At 75.5% G+C, this 21,045-nt stretch carries 24 protein-coding genes and 1 pseudogene; 17 read left to right on the plus strand and 8 right to left on the minus strand.

Translation table 11 applies throughout. The annotated features are described in order from the left end of the window. Positions 1–179 precede the first annotated feature (179 nt). The 7 genes from ACI79V_RS23340 to ACI79V_RS23370 all read left to right on the plus strand — a co-directional run bounded on the left by ACI79V_RS23340 (position 180) and on the right by ACI79V_RS23370 (position 6,837). On the plus strand, positions 180–569 hold the full coding sequence (locus ACI79V_RS23340) for a TadE/TadG family type IV pilus assembly protein (protein WP_456875428.1): 390 nt from the start codon (positions 180–182) through the stop codon (positions 567–569). 107 nt (positions 570–676) lie between these two features. Then, entirely contained in the window at positions 677–1,606 is a 930-nt protein-coding gene (locus ACI79V_RS23345; RefSeq protein ID WP_456893174.1) for a pilus assembly protein TadG-related protein, read from the plus strand. 9 nt (positions 1,607–1,615) lie between these two features. Then, positions 1,616–2,401 carry a Flp pilus assembly protein CpaB gene (cpaB, locus tag ACI79V_RS23350; protein WP_456893176.1) on the plus strand — a complete coding sequence of 262 codons (786 nt, stop codon included), beginning with the start codon at positions 1,616–1,618 and terminating at the stop codon, positions 2,399–2,401. Continuing rightward, entirely contained in the window at positions 2,398–3,588 is a 1,191-nt protein-coding gene (locus ACI79V_RS23355) for an AAA family ATPase (protein ID WP_456893178.1), read from the plus strand. Before cpaB ends, ACI79V_RS23355 begins: the two co-directional genes overlap by 4 nt. Then, the gene (locus tag ACI79V_RS23360) at positions 3,585–5,003 is read left to right on the plus strand and encodes a CpaF family protein (RefSeq protein WP_456875432.1); all 1,419 of its coding nucleotides are present in this window, start codon (positions 3,585–3,587) and stop codon (positions 5,001–5,003) included. Before ACI79V_RS23355 ends, ACI79V_RS23360 begins: the two co-directional genes overlap by 4 nt. Then, positions 5,003–5,944, plus strand: a complete 942-nt coding sequence (locus tag ACI79V_RS23365) for a type II secretion system F family protein (protein ID WP_456875433.1) — start codon at positions 5,003–5,005, stop codon at positions 5,942–5,944. Before ACI79V_RS23360 ends, ACI79V_RS23365 begins: the two co-directional genes overlap by 1 nt. Next, a complete protein-coding gene (locus ACI79V_RS23370; protein ID WP_456893180.1) occupies positions 5,944–6,837 on the plus strand; it encodes a type II secretion system F family protein in 894 nt (297 codons plus the stop codon). Before ACI79V_RS23365 ends, ACI79V_RS23370 begins: the two co-directional genes overlap by 1 nt. Positions 6,838–6,872: 35 nt before the next feature. On the opposite strand, the gene ACI79V_RS23375 is transcribed toward ACI79V_RS23370, so the two are convergent. After that, positions 6,873–7,217 carry a hypothetical protein gene (locus ACI79V_RS23375; RefSeq protein WP_456893182.1) on the minus strand — a complete coding sequence of 115 codons (345 nt, stop codon included), beginning with the start codon at positions 7,215–7,217 and terminating at the stop codon, positions 6,873–6,875. 139 nt (positions 7,218–7,356) lie between these two features. On the opposite strand from ACI79V_RS23375, the gene ACI79V_RS23380 reads away from it, so the two are divergent. Genes ACI79V_RS23380 through ACI79V_RS23395 form a run of 4 tightly spaced genes read left to right on the plus strand, consistent with a single transcriptional unit; the run spans position 7,357 to position 9,388 of the window. Next, complete coding sequence (locus ACI79V_RS23380) at positions 7,357–8,490, plus strand: baeRF2 domain-containing protein (RefSeq protein ID WP_456893184.1); 1,134 nt, start codon at positions 7,357–7,359, stop codon at positions 8,488–8,490. A 14-nt stretch (positions 8,491–8,504) separates the two neighbouring features. After that, entirely contained in the window at positions 8,505–8,762 is a 258-nt protein-coding gene (locus ACI79V_RS23385; protein WP_456893186.1) for a DUF2795 domain-containing protein, read from the plus strand. 9 nt (positions 8,763–8,771) lie between these two features. Beyond that, positions 8,772–9,002: a hypothetical protein gene (locus ACI79V_RS23390; RefSeq protein WP_456875438.1), complete on the plus strand. Its 231-nt coding sequence runs from the start codon at positions 8,772–8,774 to the stop codon at positions 9,000–9,002. A 26-nt stretch (positions 9,003–9,028) separates the two neighbouring features. Then, positions 9,029–9,388 carry an acyl-CoA thioesterase gene (locus ACI79V_RS23395; RefSeq protein WP_456893208.1) on the plus strand — a complete coding sequence of 120 codons (360 nt, stop codon included), beginning with the start codon at positions 9,029–9,031 and terminating at the stop codon, positions 9,386–9,388. Between the two features lie 16 nt (positions 9,389–9,404). On the opposite strand, the gene ACI79V_RS23400 is transcribed toward ACI79V_RS23395, so the two are convergent. Beyond that, positions 9,405–10,424 carry a LacI family DNA-binding transcriptional regulator gene (locus ACI79V_RS23400; RefSeq protein WP_456875439.1) on the minus strand — a complete coding sequence of 340 codons (1,020 nt, stop codon included), beginning with the start codon at positions 10,422–10,424 and terminating at the stop codon, positions 9,405–9,407. Positions 10,425–10,593: 169 nt separating this feature from the next. Here ACI79V_RS23400 and ACI79V_RS23405 point away from each other — a divergent pair, with 169 nt between their 5' ends. The 4 genes from ACI79V_RS23405 (at position 10,594) to ACI79V_RS23420 (ending at position 14,176) form a co-directional block, all read left to right on the plus strand. Next, positions 10,594–11,787 (plus strand): endo-1,4-beta-xylanase, encoded by a 1,194-nt coding sequence (locus ACI79V_RS23405; protein ID WP_456893188.1) that lies wholly within the window; start codon positions 10,594–10,596, stop codon positions 11,785–11,787. Positions 11,788–11,912: 125 nt separating this feature from the next. After that, complete coding sequence (locus tag ACI79V_RS23410) at positions 11,913–12,650, plus strand: polysaccharide deacetylase family protein (protein ID WP_456893190.1); 738 nt, start codon at positions 11,913–11,915, stop codon at positions 12,648–12,650. A gap of 89 nt (positions 12,651–12,739) precedes the next feature. Then, a complete protein-coding gene (locus tag ACI79V_RS23415) occupies positions 12,740–13,165 on the plus strand; it encodes a ChaB family protein (protein WP_456893192.1) in 426 nt (141 codons plus the stop codon). A 24-nt stretch (positions 13,166–13,189) separates the two neighbouring features. Beyond that, on the plus strand, positions 13,190–14,176 hold the full coding sequence (locus ACI79V_RS23420) for an SDR family oxidoreductase (protein ID WP_456893194.1): 987 nt from the start codon (positions 13,190–13,192) through the stop codon (positions 14,174–14,176). A gap of 2 nt (positions 14,177–14,178) precedes the next feature. Here the strand turns inward: ACI79V_RS23420 and ACI79V_RS23425 are convergent, their stop codons facing one another. Continuing rightward, positions 14,179–15,468: a M24 family metallopeptidase gene (locus ACI79V_RS23425; RefSeq protein WP_456893196.1), complete on the minus strand. Its 1,290-nt coding sequence runs from the start codon at positions 15,466–15,468 to the stop codon at positions 14,179–14,181. A 52-nt stretch (positions 15,469–15,520) separates the two neighbouring features. Next, on the minus strand, positions 15,521–16,672 hold the full coding sequence (locus ACI79V_RS23430; RefSeq protein ID WP_456893198.1) for a diguanylate cyclase: 1,152 nt from the start codon (positions 16,670–16,672) through the stop codon (positions 15,521–15,523). 151 nt (positions 16,673–16,823) lie between these two features. Between ACI79V_RS23430 and ACI79V_RS23435 the strand changes: the two genes are divergently transcribed. After that, positions 16,824–17,009, plus strand: a complete 186-nt coding sequence (locus ACI79V_RS23435) for a hypothetical protein (protein WP_456893200.1) — start codon at positions 16,824–16,826, stop codon at positions 17,007–17,009. Positions 17,010–17,025: 16 nt separating this feature from the next. Here ACI79V_RS23435 and ACI79V_RS23440 read toward each other — a convergent pair whose 3' ends face one another. Beyond that, on the minus strand, positions 17,026–18,135 hold the full coding sequence (locus tag ACI79V_RS23440) for a glycosyltransferase (RefSeq protein ID WP_456893202.1): 1,110 nt from the start codon (positions 18,133–18,135) through the stop codon (positions 17,026–17,028). A 129-nt stretch (positions 18,136–18,264) separates the two neighbouring features. Here ACI79V_RS23440 and ACI79V_RS23445 point away from each other — a divergent pair. Further along, a pseudogene (locus ACI79V_RS23445) lies at positions 18,265–18,567 on the plus strand (DUF2784 domain-containing protein); the annotation flags it as partial. Between the two features lie 50 nt (positions 18,568–18,617). On the opposite strand, the gene ACI79V_RS23450 reads toward ACI79V_RS23445, so the two are convergent. From ACI79V_RS23450 to nadE, 3 genes are read right to left on the minus strand one after another with little or no spacing between them, the layout of a single operon-like run. Beyond that, complete coding sequence (locus ACI79V_RS23450) at positions 18,618–18,974, minus strand: hypothetical protein (protein WP_456893210.1); 357 nt, start codon at positions 18,972–18,974, stop codon at positions 18,618–18,620. Positions 18,975–18,977: 3 nt separating this feature from the next. Then, positions 18,978–19,808 carry a 3-methyl-2-oxobutanoate hydroxymethyltransferase gene (gene panB, locus ACI79V_RS23455; RefSeq protein ID WP_456893204.1) on the minus strand — a complete coding sequence of 277 codons (831 nt, stop codon included), beginning with the start codon at positions 19,806–19,808 and terminating at the stop codon, positions 18,978–18,980. Then, on the minus strand, positions 19,805–20,926 hold the full coding sequence (nadE, locus tag ACI79V_RS23460) for an NAD(+) synthase (RefSeq protein ID WP_456893206.1): 1,122 nt from the start codon (positions 20,924–20,926) through the stop codon (positions 19,805–19,807). The genes panB and nadE overlap by 4 nt, the downstream gene beginning before the upstream one ends. Positions 20,927–21,045 lie beyond the last annotated feature (119 nt).

The following is a 21,045-nucleotide window of genomic DNA, read 5'->3' on the forward strand; positions in this document are numbered from 1 at the left end:
CCCCCCCCCCCCCGGCCGCGGCCGCCCGCCGGCCCCCCCGCGCCCGCCCCCCCCCCCCCCCCCCCCCCCCCCCCCCCCCCCCCCCCCCCCCCCCCCCCCCCCCCCCCCCCCCCCCCCCCCCGCGCCGTACTCGGTCCCCGAGCACGGCGACGACGACCAGCGGAGGAGGTGGGGGACCGGTGCGCAGTCGAGTGCGCGACGAGCGCGGCGCGAGTGTCGTGGAGTTCGCGCTGATCCTGCCGGTGCTGCTCGTCCTGGTGCTCGGCATCGCCGAGTTCGGGCACGCGTTCCAGGTGCAGGGCACCCTGACCGCCGCCGCCCGTGAGGGCGCGCGGGCCATGGCCCTGCAGAACGACCCGGCCGCGGCCCGCAACGCCGTCCGCGCCGCCGCCCCGACCCTCGACCCTGCCATCACCAACGGCCAGATCACCGTCACGCCGGCCGCGTGCCCTCCCACGGGGACGGCGAACGTGCGCGTGACCGTCGACTACCCGATGCCGTTCCTCACCGACTTCTTCGGCGCGAGCATCGACCTGACCGGGACGGGGGTCATGCGGTGCAACGGCTGACGAAGGACCCCTCCGCCCCCCGCCACTCGCAGGCTCGCAGCGGGGCCCTGCGGAGGGGCCGTTCCAGCACCTCACCTGCCCCCCGGCGCTCCCTCCTCCGCCGGCGCATGGCCGGCGAGCACGGCGCCTCGGCGGTGCTCCTGGTGCTGCTCCTCGTGCCGATGCTCGGCTTCACCGCCATCGCCGTCGACGTCGGCGCCCTCTACGCGGAGCGGGCCCGGCTCCAGGTCGCCGCCGACGCCGCCGCGCTCGCCGTCGCGGCCGACTGCGCCAAGGGCGCCTGCGGCGACATGCAGGCCACCGCCCAGGCCATGGTCGACGCCAACCTCGGCGACGCCACCGCCGATCCGCCGGTCCTGGCGTCGAACCCGAACCGGGTCACCGTCGCCGGGCGGGCGCCGCAGGAGCACTGGTTCGCTCCCGTGATCGGCCACGACGCGACCGAGGTCTCGGCCACCGCCACCGTGGCGTGGGGCGGTCCCAGCCGCGGCACCGCCGTCCTGCCGCTGACCTTCAGCTGGTGCGAGTTCAGCCAGCAGACCGGCGGCGGGCTGCCCTCGGGCACCACGGCGCGCACCATCTACCTGACCAAGTCCTCGGACACGCCCGAGGACTGCACCGGGCCGTCGGACAACTTCGTGCCCGGCGGCTTCGGCTACCTGGTCAGCGACCCGGGCCGGTGCCGCGCCTCCAGCGCCGTCGACGAGCGCTCGTACTCCTCGACGGGCAACACGCCGCCGTCGGGGTGCTCGCCCCAGGACTTCTCCGCCTGGCTGGGGCGGACCGTGCTGCTGCCGATCTTCGACGAGTACGGCGGCACCGGCAGCAACGCCTGGTACCGGGTCTACGGCTACGCCGCCTTCCGGCTGACCGGGTTCCACCTGGGCGGCCAGTTCAGCACCGACCCGAAGCCGTGCGGCGGCAGCGACCGCTGCGTCACCGGCTACTTCACCCGCTTCGTCGAGCTCGGCGAGGCCTTCCACTACGACTCCGAGGCCCCGCAGATGGGTGCCTGGGTCCTCCGACTCGTCCGATAGGGGCTCCTCGTGAGACGACGACTGCTCGCCGCCCTCGTGGCACTGCTCCTCGCCGGGACCGGCGCGGTGGTGCTGCTGGCCTACGTGCGCGGCGCCGACGCCCGTGCCCTCGCCGGGGTGCGGACCGTGGACGTCCTGGTGGTGGACCAGCCGGTCCCCGAGGGGACGCCGGCCGAGGACCTCCCCGACCTGGTCCGCACCGAGCGGCTCCCGGCCAAGGCCGCCGTCGAGGGCGGGGTCACCGACCTCGACCAGCTCGCCGGGCAGGTGGCCACCGCCGACCTGCAGCCGGGCGAGCAACTGCTGGCCACCCGCTTCGCCGCCCCCGAGGACCTCGCCGTGCCCGGCACCGTGGCCGCGCCCCCGGGGACCTCGGAGGTCAGCGTCCTGCTCGAGCCGCAGCGGGCCGTGGGCGGCCGGCTGGCGGCCGGCGACGAGATCGGCGTCTACGTCTCCATGACCCTGGAGAACGAGGCCGGCAAGACCGTCGGCACCACGCACGCGACCCTGCACGGCGCGCTGGTGACCCAGGTCCAGGGCGCCCCGGCGCCGGTGCCCGACGACACCACCGACACCGCGTCGTCGGGCGGGGCGGCGCCGACCGGCAGCCTGCTGGTGACCGTGGCCGTCCCGGCGCGCGACGCCGAGCTGGTCGTCTTCGGCATGGAGCACGGGACCGTGTGGCTCGCGCTGGAGCCCGAGGGCGCCGACCGCAGCGGCACGAAGATCGTCACCCAGGGCAACGTGTACGGCGACCTCTCCGCCCTGGGCAACGTCTACGGGGAGTCCAAGTGAGTCGAGTGGTGCTGGGCGCGGCGGGCGAGGAGCTCGTCCTGCGCGTCAAGGAGGCGGCCGACGGCGACGTGCACGTGCTGCCGCCGGGCCGGCTGCCCGCCGACCCCGCGCGGCTGTTCGAGCAGCTGGTCGACGGCGAGCTGCCCGACGTCCTGCTGATCGGACCAGACGCGGTGTTGCAGGAGGCGTTCGGCCTGGCCGCGCGCCTGGACGTGCAGTGCCCGGGCATCAGCGTCGTCCTGGTCGCCGACCCGACGCCGGAGACCTGGCAGGAGGCCATGCGCGCCGGCATCCGCGACCTGCTGGCGCCGACCGCCGACCCCGCCGAGATCCGCGCCGCGGTCGAGCGGGCCGGGTCGGCCGCAGCCGGACGGCGGCGGGTGCTGCGGCCGGTCGAGGAGACCGCCCGCTACACCGGCCGGGTCATCACCGTGGCCTCGCCCAAGGGCGGCGTCGGCAAGACGACCGTGGCCTCCAACCTGGCGATCGGGCTCACCGAGACCGCGCCCCAGTCGACCGTGCTCGTCGACCTCGACGTGCAGTTCGGCGACGTCGCCTCGGCGCTGGGCCTGGTGCCCGAGTACGCGCTGCCCGACGTCGCCCACGGCCCGGCGGCCGAGGACACGATGGTCCTCAAGACCTTCCTCACCCAGCACCCCAGCGGCCTCTACGCCGTCTGCGGCGCGGACTCGCCGGCCGCGGGCGACAGCGTGACCGCCGCCGACGTCACCCGCCTGCTCGCATCGCTGGCCCGCGAGTTCCGCTACGTCGTCGTCGACACCGCGCCGGGCCTGTCGGAGCAGACCCTCGCGGCGCTGGACCGGGCCACCGACGTCGTCATGCTCAGCAGCATGGACGTCCCCGGCGTCCGCGGGCTGCGCAAGGAGCTCGACGTGCTGGGCGAGCTGTGCATGATCCCCGCCGGCCGGCACGTGGTGATGAACTTCGCCGAGGCCAAGGGCGGCCTGTCGGTGCGCGACGTGGAGACCGCGATCGGCACCGGGGTGGACGTCGTCGTCCCGCGCTCGGCCGCGGTGCCGGCGTCGACCAACCAGGGCGTGCCGATCCTCGCCGCCGGCCGCCGGGACCCCGCCGCCAAGGAGCTGCGCCGGCTGGTCGCCCGGTTCGCCGCGACGCCGATCGTGCGCCCGGGCCGGTACCGCGCCAAGCACCGGGCGGCGTCGTGAACCTCGCCTCCCGGCTGGCCGCGGCGCAGGGACGGCACTCGGCGCCCGAGGCCCCGGCCGCCCCCTCCGCCGTCCCGCCGCCGCGGCCGGTGTCCCGGCCGGCCGCCCCGGTCGCGGCGCCGCCCACCGACGCGCTCACCCGGCTCAAGGACCGGGTGGCCAAGGCGCTGTTCGAGCGCATGGGCAGCCGGATGAACGACCCGTCGCTGTCGGAGGACCAGCTGCGCACGATCGTGCTCGGCGAGCTCGACGAGGTGGTCGAGGAGGAGCGGGTCCCGCTCTCGGCCGAGGAGCGGGCGCGGCTGACCGCGGAGCTGGCCGACGACGTGCTCGGCTACGGCCCGCTGCAGCGGCTGCTCGACGACCCGAGTGTCACCGAGATCATGTGCAACGGCCCCGACGCGGTCTACGTCGAGCAGGGCGGCAAGCTGGTCCGCTCCGGGGCGCGCTTCACCTCCGAGGAGCACCTGCGCCGGGTGATCGACCGGATCGTCTCGAAGGTGGGCCGCCGGATCGACGAGTCCTCGCCGATGGTCGACGCCCGCCTCGCCGACGGGTCCCGCGTCAACGCGATCATCCCGCCGCTGGCCTTCTCCGGCTCGACGCTGACCATCCGCAAGTTCGCCAAGGACCCCTTCGGCGTCGAGGACCTCATCGGCTTCGGGACCCTCTCGCCGGAGATGGCCGAGCTGCTGCACGCCTGCGTCGAGGCCCGGCTGAACATCATCGTCTCGGGCGGCACGGGCACCGGGAAGACCACGCTGCTCAACGTCCTCTCCTCGTTCATCCCCGAGGGCGAGCGGATCGTCACCATCGAGGACGCCGTGGAGCTGCAGCTGCAGCAGGAGCACGTCGTCCGGCTGGAGTCGCGGCCGCCGAACATCGAGGGCCGGGGCGCCATCACCATCCGCGACCTGGTCCGCAACTCGCTGCGGATGCGGCCCGACCGGATCGTGGTCGGTGAGTGCCGCGGCGGGGAGAGCCTCGACATGCTGCAGGCGATGAACACCGGTCACGACGGCTCGCTGTCGACCGTGCACGCCAACTCGCCGCGGGACGCGATCGCCCGGCTGGAGACCCTCGTGCTCATGGCCGGCATGGACCTGCCGCTGCGGGCGATCCGGGAGCAGATCGCCTCCGCCGTCGACGTCGTCGTCCAGCTGACCCGGCTGCGCGACGGCACCCGTCGGGTCACCCACGTCACCGAGGTCCAGGGCATGGAGGGGGAGACGGTGACCCTGCAGGACGCGTTCCTCTTCGACTACTCCGCCGGCGTCGACGCCGCCGGCCGGTTCCTCGGCCGGCCGGTGCCCACCGGCGTCCGGCCGCGGTTCACCGACCGCTTCGAGGAGCTCGGCATCCGGGTCTCCCCGCGGGTCTTCGGCACCGTCGAGCCGCGCCGGGGGTGGGCCTGATGTCCCCGCTGCTGTTCGCCGCCGGGCTGCTCGCGGTCACCGCCGCGCTGCTGGTCCTGGCGCTGGCCGTCCTGCCGGCCGGGCCGCGGCGGGTGCCGCTGTCCCGCCTCGACCCCACGGTCGCGCCCCCGGCGTCGGCGCTGGCGGGGGCGTCGGCGGTCGCCGGGGCCGCGGTCGAGCGCGCGCTGGCCCGCCGCGGCCGGGTGGCGGCCGGCACCGCGGCGCTGGAGCGGGCCGGGGTGGCGATGGCGCTGGCCGACGTCGTCCTGCTGGTGGGCCTGGCCGGCCTCGTCCTCGGCGCCCTCGGCTTCCTTGCCGGCGGGGTGCTGCTCGCCGTGCCGCTCGCGGCGCTGGCTCCGCTGAGCGCCAAGGTGGGGCTCGGCCTGCGGCGCCGGCGGCGCCAGGCGGCCTTCGCCGACCAGCTCGACGACTCGCTGCAGCTGATGGCCTCGAGCCTGCGGGCCGGCCACAGCCTGCTGCGCGCGGTGGACTCGGTGGCCACCGAGGCGGCGTCCCCCACGTCGGAGGAGTTCGCCCGCATCGTCAACGAGACCCGGGTGGGCCGCGACCTCGGCGACGCCCTCGAAGAGGTGGCCGAGCGGACCGCCAGTGACGACTTCCGCTGGATCGCACAGGCCATCGCCATCCACCGCGAGGTGGGCGGCAACCTGGCCGAGGTGCTCGACACCGTCGGGCACACGATCCGCGAGCGCAACGCGATCCGCCGCCAGGTCAAGGCGCTGTCGGCCGAGGGCAAGCTGTCGGCGGTCGTGCTGATGGCCCTGCCGTTCGGCATCGTCGCGTTCCTGGCGGTGAGCAACCCGGCGTACCTGTCCGGCTTCACCGAGAGTCTCGCCGGCTACGTGATGATCGGGGTCGCCGCCGCGTTGCTCACCGTGGGCGCGGTGTGGCTCAAGAAGACCGTGACGATCCGGTTCTGATGAGCACCCTCCCGCCTCCCGTGCTCGCGGCCGCGCTGGCCGTCGCCCTCGCCGTCCCGCTGCTGGGCTGGGCCCTGCTGGCCCGGCCGCAGGACGCCGCCGCCCGTGCCCGCGCCAACCTGACCCGGGGCCTGGACCTGCCCGGGGCCGCCGCCGGCCGGTCGCGCCCGCGGCTGCTGCCGCGGCTGGCCAGGGCGCTCACCCCGGCCGGCACGGTGGCCCGGCTCGACCGGCTGGCCGCCGCCGCCGGCCGTCCCGCCGAGTGGCCGGTGCCCCGGCTGGTGGCCGCCAAGCTGGTGCTCGCCGCGGTCGCCGCGGCGCTGGGCCTGGTGGTGGCGACCGCCCGGCCCGGCCCGCTCACCGTGCTGATGGCCGTCGTCGCGACCGGGGTGGCCTACGTCGTCCCCGAGCTGCTGCTCTACAGCCGCGGGCAGGAGCGGCAGCAGGCGATCGGCCTCGAGCTCGCCGACACCCTCGACCAGATGACCATCGCGGTGGAGGCCGGGCTCGGCTTCGAGGCGGCGATGTCGCGGGCCGGGCGCAACGGCCGCGGCCCGCTGGCCGAGGAGCTGATCCGCACGCTGCAGGACATCGGCGTCGGCCAGCCGCGGCGGGAGGCCTACCTGGCGCTGGCCGAGCGGACGGCGGTCCCCGACCTGCGCCGGTTCATCCGCGCGGTGGTCCAGGCCGACGCCTACGGTGTCTCGATCGCCGACGTGCTGCGCACCCAGGCCGCCGAGATGCGGCTCAAGCGCCGGCAGCGGGCCGAGGAGAAGGCGATGCAGATCCCGGTCAAGGTGATCTTCCCGCTGATCGTCTGCATCCTGCCGACGCTGTTCATCGTGCTGCTCGGTCCCGCCGTCATGGACATGGTCGGCGCATTCAGCGGCTGACCCGTGCACTCCCGCGGAAGTGCACGGGTCAGGGCTCAGCCGGTCGAGCGGGGCTGGGCCGGGTTGGTCGGGTCGCCCTGCGACGGCGGGTTCATCGGTGGACCGGAGGTCGCCTGCGACACCTTGGAGCCGGCCGAGGCGTGCACCGGGTCGTCCGCGGCCGCGGACGCCGGGTCACCGCCCGAGGGCTGCGCGCCCTCGTGCAGGGACTCCAGGCGGTTCTCCATGGCCATGACGACCTGCAGTCGGTTCGCGTGGGCCCGCTCGTAGTCGAGCAGCGTCTGCAGGCCGGTCGCGTCCAGCGTGCGGATGCGCGAGATCAGTCCCTCCACCGGCAGGTGGTCGTAGTCGGGCAGCGGCAGCTGGTCGTGCTCGGTCATGGGGAGGCGCCTACCCCTGCCTGCCGGATCCGACACCGTGTGTGGCGGTCGGGCCGGTGGGTAGGCGGCGAGCAGTGCGCGTCCCGCCGAGGACGCCGTTCCGCACACCGATCCCGCACTGAGGAAGTGGTCCCCACCCATGGACGTGTCCTTCCTGGCACCGGTCTTCGAGGCCCCAGGTCCCTTCGCCACTGTCACCGCTGACGTCACCCACGTGACGGAGAACGCCGACACCGAGCTGGACCTCCGCGTCCGGGCGGTCGCCGAGAAGCTCACCGAGCAGGGCGCGCCGGAGGCCGTCGTCGAGGCGGTGCGCAGCCGACTGCTCGAGGGCAACGACGGCGGCGAGGCCGGCACGATCCGCGGCCGCGCGGTGATCGTCGCCTCCGACGGCAGGGTGGTCTTCGACTCCCAGCTCGGCGACGTGCCGCGCCAGGAGCTCGCCGAGTGGTCGCCGCAGCCGGACCTGCTGCCGGTGCTGCGCGCGCTGCCCGGCCGCGTGCCGCACGTCGTGGTCCTCACCGACCGCACCGGTGCCGACCTCACCCTCGCCACCCTCCCCGGCCACGCCGAGGAGGAGGAGACGGTGAAGGGCGACACCTTCCAGATCCGCAAGTTCCAGGGCGGCGGCTGGGCCCACCACCGGTACCAGCACAACGCCGAGAACAAGTGGGTGCACAACGCCGACGACGTCGCCGAGCACATCGCCTCGGTCGTGCGCCGCGTGCACCCCCGCTTCGTCCTGCTCGCCGGTGACATGCGCGCCCGGCAGATCCTCACCGACCGCGCCAGCGGGCTGTGGTCGGACCTGATCGTCTCCATCGACGAGGGCGGCCGGGCCGCCGGCGCCGACCGGGAGCCGGTCGAGCGCAAGGCCGCCGAGCTCGTCGCCGAGCACGAGGCCCGCGACGAGGCCGAGGCCGTGGAGAAGATCAGCTCCGCCGGCGCCCACGGGCTGGCCGTGACCGGCACCGCCAACGTCGTCGAGGCGCTGCGCAAGGCGCAGGTGGAGACGCTCGTGCTCGCCGACCCCGCCGACGACGAGAAGCTGCTCGTGGGCGCCTCGCCGCTCGAGCTCGGCGTCGACCAGGCCGACATGGACGCCCTCGGCGTGCAGGAGGTCCACTCGGTGCCGGCCGAGCGGGCGCTGCTGGCGGCGGCGGTGGCGAGCACGGCCGGCGTCGTCGTCGTGCCGCGCGCGGCCATGCCCGGCGACATCCCGGTGGCGGCGATCCTCCGCTACACCGACGACTCCACCCCCACCCCGCAGTGACGGAGGCCGCAGCCATGTCCGATCCGCACCAGGAGGGCACGCCCGCCGGGACCAGCCCGGCCGACGTCGACCGCCGCGCCGCCATCGCCGAGGTGCTGGGCAAGGAGGTGTGGCCGGCCGACCGGGACACCCTCCTCGCCCGGGCGCAGGAGTCGAACGCCACCGACCGGGTGCTGGCCGACCTGCGCCGGCTGCCGGAGGGCCGGCAGTTCGACAACGTGCAGGACGTGGCCCGGGCGCTCGGCATCGGCACCGAGCAGCAGCGGTTCTGAGGAGGCCTCGTGGTCACCCAGAAGGAACCCAGCCCCGAGGCGCTGGCCAACGTCACCGAGCACAACATCGAGACCCGCGCCGACCTGCTCCCCGAGGAGGCCGAGATGAAGGGCTCGGGCATGGAGGAGGTGGCCGCCGAGGTGATCCTGGCCGAGTCCGAGGAGCGCACCCTGCACCCGGACCCGGACGACGCCCAGGGCGCCCACCGGCAGTCCGCGGAGACGGCGGACCTGCCCTGAGCCGGCCGCACGAGCACCCGGTCCAGCTGCGCTGGTCGGACACCGACGTCTTCGGGCACGTCAACCACGCCCGCGTGCTCGGCCTGCTCGAGGACGCCCGGCTGGCCATGGCCGACCCCAGTCCGGGCGGGGGGATCATCCTCGCCCGGCTGGAGGTCGACTACCTGCGGCAGATCCACTACCGCGCCGGTGAGCACCTGACCGTCGTCGGCACGGTGACCCGGCTGGGCCGCAGCTCCATCGGACTGCGCCAGGAGCTCGCCCAGGACGGGCAGCCGGCACTGCGCGCGGAGATGGTGTTGGTCAACTTCGACTACGCCGCCGACGCCTCGACGCCCCTGACCGGGGACCAGCGGGCGCACTGGTCGCGCTGGCTCGTGGACTGACCGCCGGCGCGGGCGGTCAGCCGGGCGGAGGTGCGGTGCTGTCCCGGACCACCAGCCGGGTGGCGAGCTCGATCCGTGGTCCCTCGACCGGCTCGCCCTGCATCAGCCGGAGCACGGTGCGGGCGGCGAGCATGCCCATCTGGGCCAGCGGCTGGTGCACGGTGGTCAGCGGCGGCGGGGACCACTGGGCCTGGGGCAGGTCGTCGAACCCCACCACGCTGAGGTCCTCGGGCACCCGCAGACCCTGCCTGCGGGCTGCCTCGTAGACACCGAGCGCCATCTGGTCGTTGGCGGCGAAGACCGCCGTGGGCCGGTCGGGGAGCCGCAGCAGCGCACCGGCGCACTCGAACCCGGACGCGTACCCGAAGTCGCCCTCCAGTACCAGGGCCGGGTCGACGGCGACGCCGACGGCGCTCAGGCCGGCCCGGTACCCGTCGAGACGGGCGCGGCTGGACCACAGGGGAGCCGGGCCGCCCACGAACCCGATCCGGCGGTGACCCAGCCCGGTCAGGTGGTCGGTGGCGCTCAGCCCGCCGGCCCAGTCCGTCGCGCCGATGGTCGGCACGTCGAGCGACGCGACCCCCGCCGGGTCGATGACCACGGCCGGGACCTGCAGCTCCTCCAGCTCCGACCGCAGTGTGGGGTCCAGCTCGCTGGTCACCAGGATGGCGCCGTCGCTCGCCCGCGCTCCGAGGTTCTCCAGCCAGGCGCGGGTGGCGCTGGCGCGGCGGTGGATGGCCGAGACGACGGTGCCGACCCCCTCGGCGTGCGCGGCCTCCTCGACGCCGCGGATGATCTCCACCGCCCAGGGGCTGTCGAGGTCGTTGAACACGAGGTCGACCAGCCGTGCCCGGTCCCGCGCGCGGCCCCCGCGGCGCTGGTACCCGTGCTCGCGCAGCAGCTGCTCGACCCGCTCGCGGGTGCGCGGCGCGACGTCGGAACGCCCGTTGAGGACCCGGGACACGGTCGGCAGGGAGACGCCGGCCTCCGCCGCGATGGCCGCGATCGTGATGGCACGGCCCTGACTCTCGGACACCCGTTCCTCCTCCTCGGAGGGTCCAGCCTAGGGCCGCGCGCTCTCGGGGCGGGACCACCGCACGGTCCGGGACCGCGCCTTGACGTACCGCGACACCCATCCGTAACGTGGCTCACGTTCCGGAAACTTTCGGAAACCTCGAACAGCTCCTCTCGGAAGGTCCAGCTGCATGCGTGCTCACACGTCCCGCATCGTCGCCCGGGGTGCCCTCGGGCTCGGTCTGGTGCCCGTCCTCCTGTCCGCGGCGGTGCTGCCCGCCGCCGCGGCTCCCGCGCAGGAGGCGCCGCCGAGCCACGCCAACGAGGACCAGTCCTACGGCCAGGCCAAGAAGAACGGCCTGCGCACGGTCGCGCCCGACGACCTGGTCATCGGCACCGCGGCCGCCGGTGGCGGGCACCACGTGGACGCCGGCTACCCCGACCCGTTCACCTACGACAAGCAGTACCGGCGTCTCCTCGCGGCGGAGTTCAGCTCCGTCTCGCCCGAGAACCAGATGAAGTGGGACTTCATCCACCCCGAACGGGGCGTCTACAACTGGGGGCCGGCCGACGCCATCGTCGACTTCGCCGAGGCCAACGGCCAGGTCGTGCGCGGCCACACCCTGTTGTGGCACAGCCAGCTGCCCGCGTGGGTGCACGAGATCGAGGACCCCGAGGAGCTCCGCGCGGTCCTCAAGGAGCACATCCAGACCGTGGTCGGCCGCTACGCCGGCCGCATCCAGCAGTGGGACGTCGCCAACGAGATCTTCGCCGACGAGTGGGACGACGGCGGCGTGCGGCTGCGGGACGGCTCGACGGGTGCCACGGCCAACCCGTTCATCGAGAAGCTCGGCCCAGGCATCATCGCCGACGCCTTCCGCTGGGCCCACGAGGCCGACCCGGAGGCCAAGCTCTTCCTCAACGACTACGCGGTCGAGGACTGGAACACGAAGAGCACCGCCTACTACAACCTGGCCAAGCAGCTGCTCGCCGACGACGTCCCGCTGCACGGCTTCGCCTTCCAGGCGCACCTGGACCTGCAGTACCCCTTCCCGACCACGCTGCAGGCCAACATGCAGCGCTTCGACGACCTGGGCCTGGAGACCGCGATCACCGAGCTCGACGTGCGGTTCACCCTGCCGGCGAGCGGCGTCCCCACCGCCGACCAGCTCGAGGACCAGGCGGACACCTACCAGGGCGTGCTCGAGGCGTGCCTCGCGGTGGAGGACTGCAACTCGTTCACCATCTGGGGCTTCACCGACAAGTACTCCTGGGTGCCGAGCTTCTCGCCGGGCCAGGGCGCGGCGACCGTGATGTTCGAGGACTACGAGCGCAAGCCCGCCTACTGGGCGCTGCACGAGACCCTGGCCGCGGCGCAGGACTGACCGCGGCCCCACCGGCCAGGAGCTGACCGCCGGGCGGTCGCCACGCACGACGGCGACCGCCCGGCGTCAGCGGCCACCCCGGGGCGGCCGCCCGTCCCGGTCCGATCACGTTCCAGGGGGAGTCCATGACCACGTCCCGCAGGCGCGCGCTGCGCCTCGCCACCGCACCGCTGACCCTCGGCGCACTGCTCCTCGGCGTCGCGCCGGCGCAGGCCGACGGCGCCGGCGCCGGCCCGGGCCAGGGCGGCCCGGCGACCGCCGAGATCGTCACGACCACGAAGCTCGAGGGCCGGGTCGCAGCCCTCACGTTCGACGACGGGCCCAACACGCGCGACACCCCGCGGCTGCTCGGGGTGCTGCGTGAGCACGACGTGAAGGCGGTGTTCTGCCTGTGGGGCGACGTCGCCCGGCAGAACCCGGACCTGGTCCGGCAGATCGTGGCCGAGGGGCACACCCTCTGCAACCACACGATGCACCACGACAACCTGACCAACTGGTCGCCGGAGGCCGTCCGCGCCGACCTGGAGGCCACCTCCGCGCTCATCCGCGAGATCGTGCCGGGCGCGCGGATCCCCTACTTCCGCGCCCCGTACGGCGCCTGGGGCCAGAGCCCGCAGGTCGCCGCCGACCTGGGCATGCAGCCGCTCGGCTGGACGGTCACGATCGAGGACTGGGAGACCCAGGACGCCGACGTCCTCACCGAGCGGCTCGAGAGCCGGGTGCGGGCCAACCCCGGCGCGGTCGTCCTGCTCCACGACGGCCCGGACATCAACCGCAGCGGCACCGTCGAGGCCGTGGCGCGGGTGATCCCGGAGCTCGAGGCCGAGGGCTGGCGCTTCCACAAGCCCGACCGCCGCGGCTGACCGTTTCCTGACAGGGGGACCCGCGACGGGGTGCCGCCAGTGGCACCCCGTCGCGGGTCCTGCCTGTCCCAACGGGGTAGTGCAGCGCCATGCCGAAGACGACGAAGAGCGGCGACGCGAGGGACGAGGAACTCCCCAGCACCCTGCAGCGCTCCGACGAGAAGGCGCAGCGCACGTACGCCAAGGCGCACGACTCCGCCGTCGAGACCTACGACGGCGACGAGCAGCGGGCCAACCGGGTCGCGTGGGCGGCGGTCAAGCACACCCACGAGAAGGTCGGCGACCACTGGGAGCCCAAGGACCACAAGGGGCCGAGTGACCCCCAGGCCGAGGGCGGCGCCGGCACCGACCGCGAGACCAAGGGCGGGGTCGACGCGAACGCCACCAAGGAGCACCTCATGGACGTCGCCAAGCGGCTCGACGTCCACGGCCGCTCGTCGATGACCAAGGACGAGCTGGTCGATGCCATCCAGCAGGCCAACGACCGCGAGACGCGCCGGGCGCGGGAGGAGTAGCCGCGGGCGGGGTACCCGGGCGGCATGAGCCCACGCCCGCTGTCCGAGCAGGTCGTCGTCGTCCTCGGTGCCTCCAGCGGCATCGGCCGGGCGACGGCACTGGAGTTCGTCCGCCGCGGGGTGACCCGCATCGTCGTCGCCTCGCGGTCGGTGGAGGCCCTGGCCACGCTGGTCGACGACCTCCGGGAACGCCCCGCGGAGGCCGTCGCCGTCCCCACCGACATCACCGACGACGACGCGGTGGCCACCCTCGCGCAGGACGCGGAGGAGCGCTTCGGGCGGGTGGACACCTGGGTCACCGTGCCGGCGGTCAGCGTCTACGCCACCGTCGCCGACACCACGATGGCCGAGTTCCGCCGGGTCACCGAGGTCAACTACCTGGGCCACGTCGCCGCCGCGAAGGCCGCCGTCCCGGTGCTCGAGCGGGACGGCGGCGGGGTGCTGGTCGGCATCGGCTCCGTGGAGAGCCACCGGGCACTGCCGCTGCACGCGGCCTACTCGGCGAGCAAGGCCGCCGTGCGGCTGTTCTACGACGCGCTGCGCATGGAGCTGACCGACGCCGGCTCCCCGGTGTCCGTGTGCACGGTGCTGCCGGCCAGCATCGCGACGCCCTTCTTCGAGCACTCGCGCAGCCGGACCGGGTCCATGCCCAAGCCCCCGCCGCCGGTGTACGCCCCCGAGCTCGTCGCCGAGGCGGTCGTCCGGCTGGCCGAGCACCCGCGCCGCGAGGTGCCGGTCGGTGACGCCGCGTTCGGCTTTCTCACCGGGCAGAAGGTCAGCCCCGCGCTCACCGACGCGCTGCTGTCGGTGGTCGGCCCGCGGGCCCAGACCAGCGACCGCCCCGACGACGGCACCGACATCCTCGACACCCCGACGCCCGGACCCGGCCGGGTGCGCGGCGAGTACGCCGACCAGGCGCTGACCACCAGCCCGCTGAGCCGGGCGGCCTGGGCGGTGCCCCGGCCCGGGGACCTGCTCATGCGCGCCCGGCGCCGCCGGTCCTCGGGCTGAGGTCAGCCGGCCGGCACCGTCCAGAGCTCGCGCTGCGGCGAGCCCAGGAACGACGTCCCGGCCGGGGTGAGGACGACGGCCTCCTCCAGGCCCAGCCGCACCCCCTGACCGCCCCACTCCGGCACCGTCGCGCGCACCGCGAGTTCCAGCGCGTAGACGGTGCCGGTGTGCAGCACCCGGTCGCCGTCGCCGGGGACGCCACGCTGGTCGTCCCACCGGCCGATCGCCGGCCCGGCCCCGTGCCCGTGCACGCCGATCGGGTGGGAGTACACCTCCGCGGCGAGCCCCTCGGCGTCGGCGGCGGCGCGGGCGGCGGCGAGCACCTCGTTGCCGGTGCGCCCCGCGGTCAGCGCCTCGGCGGTCAGCGCCCGCACCCGCGTGCCGGCCGTCCACGCCGCCTGCAGTCCGGGCGGGGGAGCGGTCTCGCCGTGCCGCAGCAGGTAGCCGCTGCGCTGCAGGTCGGTGGCCAGGCCCAGGCTGGTGAGGCCGGCGTCGCAGGTGACCAGGTCGCCGGGCTCCAGGACGGCGTCCCGCGGCAGCGCCGGCAGCGCCACGCCGCCCTCGTCGAGCAGCGGGATCCCGGCGCGCTGCACGGTGACCCCCGGGTGGAACCACGGGGGGACGCCGAGGTCGGCCAGGCGCTGGTGCAGCCACCAGGCGAGGTCGCCCGCCGTCGTCGCGCCCGGCGTCAGCGCGGCGGGGGAGAACGCCTCGGCGAGCACCCGGTCGGTCAGCCGGTTGAGGGCGTCGAGGGCGGCGACCTCCTCGGGCAGCCGGGTCTCCAGCCAGCCGACGACGAGGTCCTCGGCCGACACCAGGCGCCCCGCCCACGGGCCCAGGGCGTCGGCCAGCGCCCGGTGCTCGGTGACGGTGAGCCCGTCGGCCGGCGCGCAGCGGGCCGAGACGTCGATGCCGATGCGGCGCGGTGCGGCCTGCTCGACGATCCGCCGGACGGCGTCCCACTCCCCGCCGTCCTCCGGCGACCAGCCGGGCAGGAACTGGCCGACCGGGTAGCGGGAGACGGCGACCGGCGTGACGCCGTCGTCGCTGCGGTGCAGCACGAGGACGGTCCGCCGCCGCGCCGACAGCCACACGGCCGGCAGCAGCGTCGCGAGCACCGGGTCCTCGTTGTTCTCGCGGCCGGTGACGATCCACAGGTCGATGCCCGCGCGGTCCATCAGCCCGGGCAGCACCTCGAGCAACCGCTCGGTCAGCCAGCGGTCGCGGACGTCGGCCTGCTGCCGCAGCGGCAGCGGCACCGTCCGGGTCGGGTCCGGGACCACCAGGGTCATGGGGACAGGGAAGCAGAGAACCGCCCTCCCCACCGGGTGAGGACGGGGACGCTCAGCGGACGTCGGAGGGCAGCGCCGGGCCCGGGACGGTCGGCGGGCCGAACCGCTCGCCCGACGGCGCGGGGCGGGGCCGCGGCGGGCAGGTGCCGGCCACCCGGTCGCGGCCGCCCTGCTTGGCCTCGTACATGGCGGCGTCGGCGCGGTCGACCAGCCACCACAGCGCCGCGGCGGGGTCCTCGCCGTCGACCGGCCGGGTCAGTGCGACGCCGATGGAGGCGGTGACGCCGTGGCCCTGCGCGGTGCGCGCGCCCGCCACGGCCTGCCGGAGCCGCTCGGCCAGCCGCTGCGCCTCCCCGGGATCGCCGACCAGGCCGAGCACCACCAACTCCTCACCGCCCAGCCGCGCGAGGACGTCGCTGGGCCGGACGGTGGCCGACAGCGCCCGCGCCACGGTCTGCAGGACGGCGTCGCCGACGGCGTGCCCGTGCACGTCGTTGACCTGCTTGAAGTGGTCGAGGTCGATGACCATCGCGGCCACCCGCAGGCCCTCGCGGCGGGCCTGCCGCCAGGTGCGCGGCGCCTGCTCGACGAGGTGGCGCCGGTTGGCCAGGCCGGTGAGCGGATCGCGGAGGGTGAGCGCCGCGGTCTCCGCCAGCAGCGCCCGCTCGCGGTGCCGCAGCACGGCCACGCAACCCGCGACCAGGTCGAGCATGCCGGCGTGCACGGCGACCTGGACGGCGAGACCGACCGGGTCGGGGTAGCTGGTCCACAGCGCGACCAGGACCGCCAGCGGCGTGGCGACCATGTTGACCGCGAGCATCCACGGGCGCAGGAACCAGGCCGCCACGACCGCGGGGAACAGCAGCATGAGCGGCGTGGCGTAGCGCACCGGGTCCTCGATGCACAGCGCGACGACGGCGTAGATGAGGTCGCCGAGCAGCACCAGGCCGAAGGTCTGCCAGCGGCCGACACCCCGGCGCACCACCAGCGGCACCGCGGCGAGCAGGCAGGCGGCCATCGTCGCGCCGTAGGCGGTGCGCATGACGCCGTCGCGGACGACGCCGTCGAGGGCCAGGTTGACCAGCCCCGTGCCGCCGCCGGTGACCAGCAGCACGGCCAGCAGCAGGGCGGCCACTCGGGTCTCGGCGCCGTCCCGGCGCTGGGCGGGTGCCGGACCGTCCAGGTCACGCGCTCGGACCGTCACGGGCGAGAGGATGCCTCATGAGACGGCCGGAGCGGGGCGCCTCGCGCACGCGGGACGCCGTCGTCCGCCACGACCGGGCGGCCGGGGGGGTTCACCGCGGCCCTCGCCGGGGCACGCTCAGGGGGACGGTCGTCGACGAGGAGGTGCCCCCGTGGCGCAGGGACCGTGGTTCTACTGCCTGAAGCACAACACCGTCGAGGACCGGGACGGGTGCGCGGAGCGGCACCGGCTGGGGCCCTACGCCACCCGCGAGGAGGCCGCGAACGCGCTGCAGTCGGTGGCCGAGCGCAACGAGCGCCTCGACGCCGAGGACCGGGAGTGGCGGGACGGCGACTGACCCGCGCCCGTCCCGCTCAGCGCCGGGCCAGCGAGAGCAGTTCCGGCACCAGCTCACCCGGCGCCGGCATCGCGGCGATCTCCGCGGCGACCTCGCGGGCGGCGTTCCGCAGCGCCGGGTCACCGACGAGCCGCTCGAGGTGTGCCGCGGTGACCTCGCCGGGCTCGGTCGCGATGCCTGCGCCGCGCGCGGCCACCAGGTCGGCGTTGGTCCGGCGGTCACCGGCGCCGCGCACGACCAGCTGCGGCACCCCGGCGGCCAGCGCGGTGAGCAGGGTGCCCGCTCCTCCGTGGTGGACGACGCCGTCCGCGGCCGGCAGCACCCGCGGGAACGGCAGCCAGTCCGCCGTCCGGACCTGGGCCGGCAGCGGACGTCGGGTGACCCACCGGTCGGCGCGGACGAGGACGACGTCGAGGTCGGTGCCCGCGGCCGCGGCGGCGACGTCGCCCATCAGGCGGTCCCGGCCGGGGGAGGCGACGGTGCTGCGGCTGACCAGCACCCGCCGCCGCGCGCCCGGCCGGGTGAACTCCTCGCCGACGGGGCGGTCGGGTGTCCACGGGACGAAGCGCATGGGCCGGCCCTCTCGCGGGCCGACCAGGCTCGGCGGTGCCGTGGTCACCACCTCCACCGGCGCCGGGAGGTCACCCAGCCGGCGGGCGGGCCGGTAGACGCCGAGGGCGGCGGCGCTCAGTTGCCCGACGTCGAACAGGTTGCCCTCGACCAGCACCGCCGGCACGCCGAGCCGGGCGGCGGCCTCGGCCCCGGCCGGTGCCAGCGGCTCGTGCACCACCAGGTCGGGGCGGAGCCGGTCGGCGAGGGCCACCACGGCGTCGGCGGTGCGCGCGCCGAGGGTGCCGAACAGCAGCCCGACGGCCCGGGTGCCGCCCCGCCCGGCGAGCTCGCGGCGGGCCAGCAGCGGGTGGCGCGCCATGAGCCGGCCGAACAGCGGCCCCAGCCGCAGCCGCGGTGCGACGTCGGCGGGCGACAGCTCCGTCGGACACACGCCGATGCCGTCACCGGCGGTCGCGACGGTCACCTCCGCACCCGCCTCGCGCAGCGCCAGGGCCAGCGGGACCAGCGGTAGGACGTGGCCGGTCAGCGGGGAGGCGACCACCAGCACGCGCACGTCGCCAGGCTGGCCGCGGTCGCGCGCCGGCACAAGGTGTCCCGCGCCCGGTGAGCGTGTGCGCCGGTGCGGTGTCCCGCGCTCCGGAGTGCGGCTTGGGCGCACCCGCTCCGGGAGGATCGGGGCGTGGTGCTCGCGGGTTCGGTCGCGGTCCTGCACGGGGCCGCCGTGCTGCTCATGCTCACCGGCGCGCTGCTCGCGCTCCGGTGGCCCCGGCTGGTGCTCGTGCACGCGCCGGTGGCGCTCGCGGTGCTGGCCGTGAACCTTGCCGGCGCCGCCTGCCCGCTGACCACGCTCGAGCTCGCGCTGCGGGAGCGGGCCGGCGCGGCGCCCTACGACGGCGGCTTCCTCGCCCACTACGTCTACGGCCCGCTCGGCCTCGACGTGGCGGCGACGTCCACCCAGGTCGGCACGTACCTGCTGGCGTTCGGCCTCAACGCGCTCGGCTACGGGCTCCTCCTGGCGCGGGCCCGGCGGCGGGCTCAGCCCAGCAGCCCCGCGACCGCCCAGGCGACCACCAGTCCCAGGACCACGGCGCCGGCGGCGAGCCACGCCCGCCGCGACCGCACCCCGGCCACCGCCATGCCCAGCGCGAGCGGGATGGCCAGTCCGACCGCGGTCACCGCCGACCACAGCAGCCCGCCGCCCAGGTCGGGCGGGTCGGCGCAGTCGACCAGGCAGCCGCTGAACGCGGCGTAGGAGAACAGCGCCGCGACGGCGATCGGCTGGGTCAGCAGCGTCGTCACCACGATGCCGAGCAGCACCCCGGCCACGCGGCGCACCACGGGCGGCCGCCGGGCGGGTCCGGCGGGCCGGTCGGGGGTGCCGTCGGCGGTCACCGGTCAGTCGAAGGAGTGCTCCGGGCCGGGGAAGACCCCGCCGCGCACCTCGTCGGCGTACTCCCGGGCCGCGCGCAGCAGCTCTCCGCGCAGGTCGGCGTACTTCTTCACGAACCGCGGCACCCGGCCGCCGTTGAGGCCGGCCATGTCCGGCCACACCAGCACCTGCGCGTCGCAGTCGGGTCCGGCGCCGATGCCGATCGTCGGGATGGCCAGCTCCCGGGTCACCTCGGCGGCGATCGCGGCGGGCACCATCTCCAGGACGACGGCGAACGCGCCGGCCTCCTGCACCGCGCGCGCGTCGGCGAGCAGCTGCTCGGCGCCGACGCCGCGGCCCTGCACCCGGAACCCGCCGAGGGCGTGCTCGCTCTGCGGCGTGAAGCCGACGTGCGCCATCACCGGGATGCCGTTGTCGGAGAGCAGCCGGATCTGCGGCGCCACCCGCACCCCGCCCTCGAGCTTGACCGCCTGCGCGCCGCCCTCCTTCATCATCCGGACGGCGGTGGCGAACGCCTGCTGCGGCCCGGACTCGTAGCTGCCGAAGGGCAGGTCGGCCACGATCAGCGACCGCGTGGTCGACCGGGTGACCGCCTTGGTCATCAGCAGCAGGTCCTCGACGGTGACCGGCACGGTCGAGGAGTGGCCGAGCACGACGTTGCCGGCCGAGTCGCCGACCAGCATCACCGGGATGCCGGCCTCCTCGAACACCGCGGCGGCGTAGGTGTCGTAGGCCGTGAGCATCGCCCACCGCTCCCCGCGCTCCTTGGCCTGCTGCAGGTGGTGGATGCGCACCCGGGCGGTCGACGTCCCGCCGTACAGCACCGACTCCGTCACGCCTGGGCTCCTTCGCGGACGCTGGGCAGGCTCTCCCGCCAGCGGTTGGTGATGGGCAGCCGCCGGTCACGGCCGAAGGCCTTGAGGCTGATCTTCGTCCCGGGTGCCGACTGGCGGCGCTTGAACTCGGCGACGTCGACCAGCCGCAGGACGCGGGCCACCACCTCGGGGTCGTGGCCGCGCTCGAGCAGCTGGGCCATGCCGAGGTCGCGGTCGACGTAGTCGGCGACGACGGCGTCGAGCTCCTCGTAGGAGGGCAGGGAGTCGCTGTCCTTCTGCCCGGGCGCGAGCTCGGCCGACGGCGGCTTGTCGATGGAGTTCTGCGGGACCGGTTCGGTCTCGCCGCGGTCGCGGGCGTGCGCGTTGCGCCAGCGGGCCAGCTCCCACACCAGCGTCTTGGGCACGTCCTTGATCGGTGCGAACCCGCCCGCGGCGTCGCCGTAGAGCGTCGAGTAGCCGACGGCGACCTCGCTCTTGTTGCCGGTGGTCAGCAGCAGGTGCCCGTGCTGGTTGGACAGGCCCATGAGCAGCGTGCCGCGGATGCGGGCCTGCAGGTTCTCCGCCGCCGTCCCCGACAGCTCCACCGCCGACTCGAACGCGTCGACCATCGGCGCGATCGGCACCGTGGAGAAGTGCAGGCCCAGCCGCCGCGCGCTGTCCTCGGCGTCGGCGAGTGAGTGCTCCGAGGACCACCGCGACGGCAGCGCGACGGCGTGCACCCGGTCGGCGCCCAGCGCGTCGACCGACAGCGCGGCCACCAGCGCGGAGTCGATGCCGCCGGAGAGACCGAGGACCACCGACGGGAAGCCGTTCTTGTCGATGAAGTCCCGCAGGCCCAGCACCAACGCCCGCCAGACCTCCTCGTGGTCGGACAGCGGCTCGGCGACCCGCCCCGGCCGCGGCTCGAAGGCGGCCACCGGCTCCTCGGAGACGACGGTGCGGGTGACCGTCATCGGGCCGATCCGGCCCTCCCGCCGCTCGGGCACCCGGGCACGGTCGAGGGCGAGGTCGACGCAGAGCAGGTGCTCGACGAACTGCGGCGCCCGGGCCAGCAGTTCGCCGTCGGCGGCGACGACCAGCGAGTCGCCGTCGAAGACCAGCTCGTCCTGCCCGCCCACCAGGTTGCAGTAGACGATCGGCGCGGGGGGGGGGGGGGGGGGGGGGGGGGGGGGGGGGCGGGGGGGGGGGGGGGGGGGGGGGGGGGGGGGGGGGGGGGGGGGGGGGGGGGGGGGGGGGG

It is taken from the genome of Geodermatophilus sp. SYSU D00700 (genome assembly GCF_054050255.1).

What these genes read in the sequence shown, in the direction of transcription:
- ACI79V_RS23345 (WP_456893174.1), top strand. Translation starts at nt 677, where the DNA reads ATGGCCGGCGAGCACGGCGCCTCGGCGGTGCTCCTGGTGCTGCTCCTC.
- ACI79V_RS23365 (WP_456875433.1), top strand. Translation starts at nt 5,003, where the DNA reads ATGTCCCCGCTGCTGTTCGCCGCCGGGCTGCTCGCGGTCACCGCCGCG.
- ACI79V_RS23370 (WP_456893180.1), top strand. Translation starts at nt 5,944, where the DNA reads ATGAGCACCCTCCCGCCTCCCGTGCTCGCGGCCGCGCTGGCCGTCGCC.
- ACI79V_RS23375 (WP_456893182.1), bottom strand. Translation starts at nt 7,217, where the DNA reads ATGACCGAGCACGACCAGCTGCCGCTGCCCGACTACGACCACCTGCCG.
- ACI79V_RS23380 (WP_456893184.1), top strand. Translation starts at nt 7,357, where the DNA reads ATGGACGTGTCCTTCCTGGCACCGGTCTTCGAGGCCCCAGGTCCCTTC.
- ACI79V_RS23385 (WP_456893186.1), top strand. Translation starts at nt 8,505, where the DNA reads ATGTCCGATCCGCACCAGGAGGGCACGCCCGCCGGGACCAGCCCGGCC.
- ACI79V_RS23405 (WP_456893188.1), top strand. Translation starts at nt 10,594, where the DNA reads ATGCGTGCTCACACGTCCCGCATCGTCGCCCGGGGTGCCCTCGGGCTC.
- ACI79V_RS23410 (WP_456893190.1), top strand. Translation starts at nt 11,913, where the DNA reads ATGACCACGTCCCGCAGGCGCGCGCTGCGCCTCGCCACCGCACCGCTG.
- ACI79V_RS23415 (WP_456893192.1), top strand. Translation starts at nt 12,740, where the DNA reads ATGCCGAAGACGACGAAGAGCGGCGACGCGAGGGACGAGGAACTCCCC.
- ACI79V_RS23420 (WP_456893194.1), top strand. Translation starts at nt 13,190, where the DNA reads ATGAGCCCACGCCCGCTGTCCGAGCAGGTCGTCGTCGTCCTCGGTGCC.
- ACI79V_RS23425 (WP_456893196.1), bottom strand. Translation starts at nt 15,468, where the DNA reads ATGACCCTGGTGGTCCCGGACCCGACCCGGACGGTGCCGCTGCCGCTG.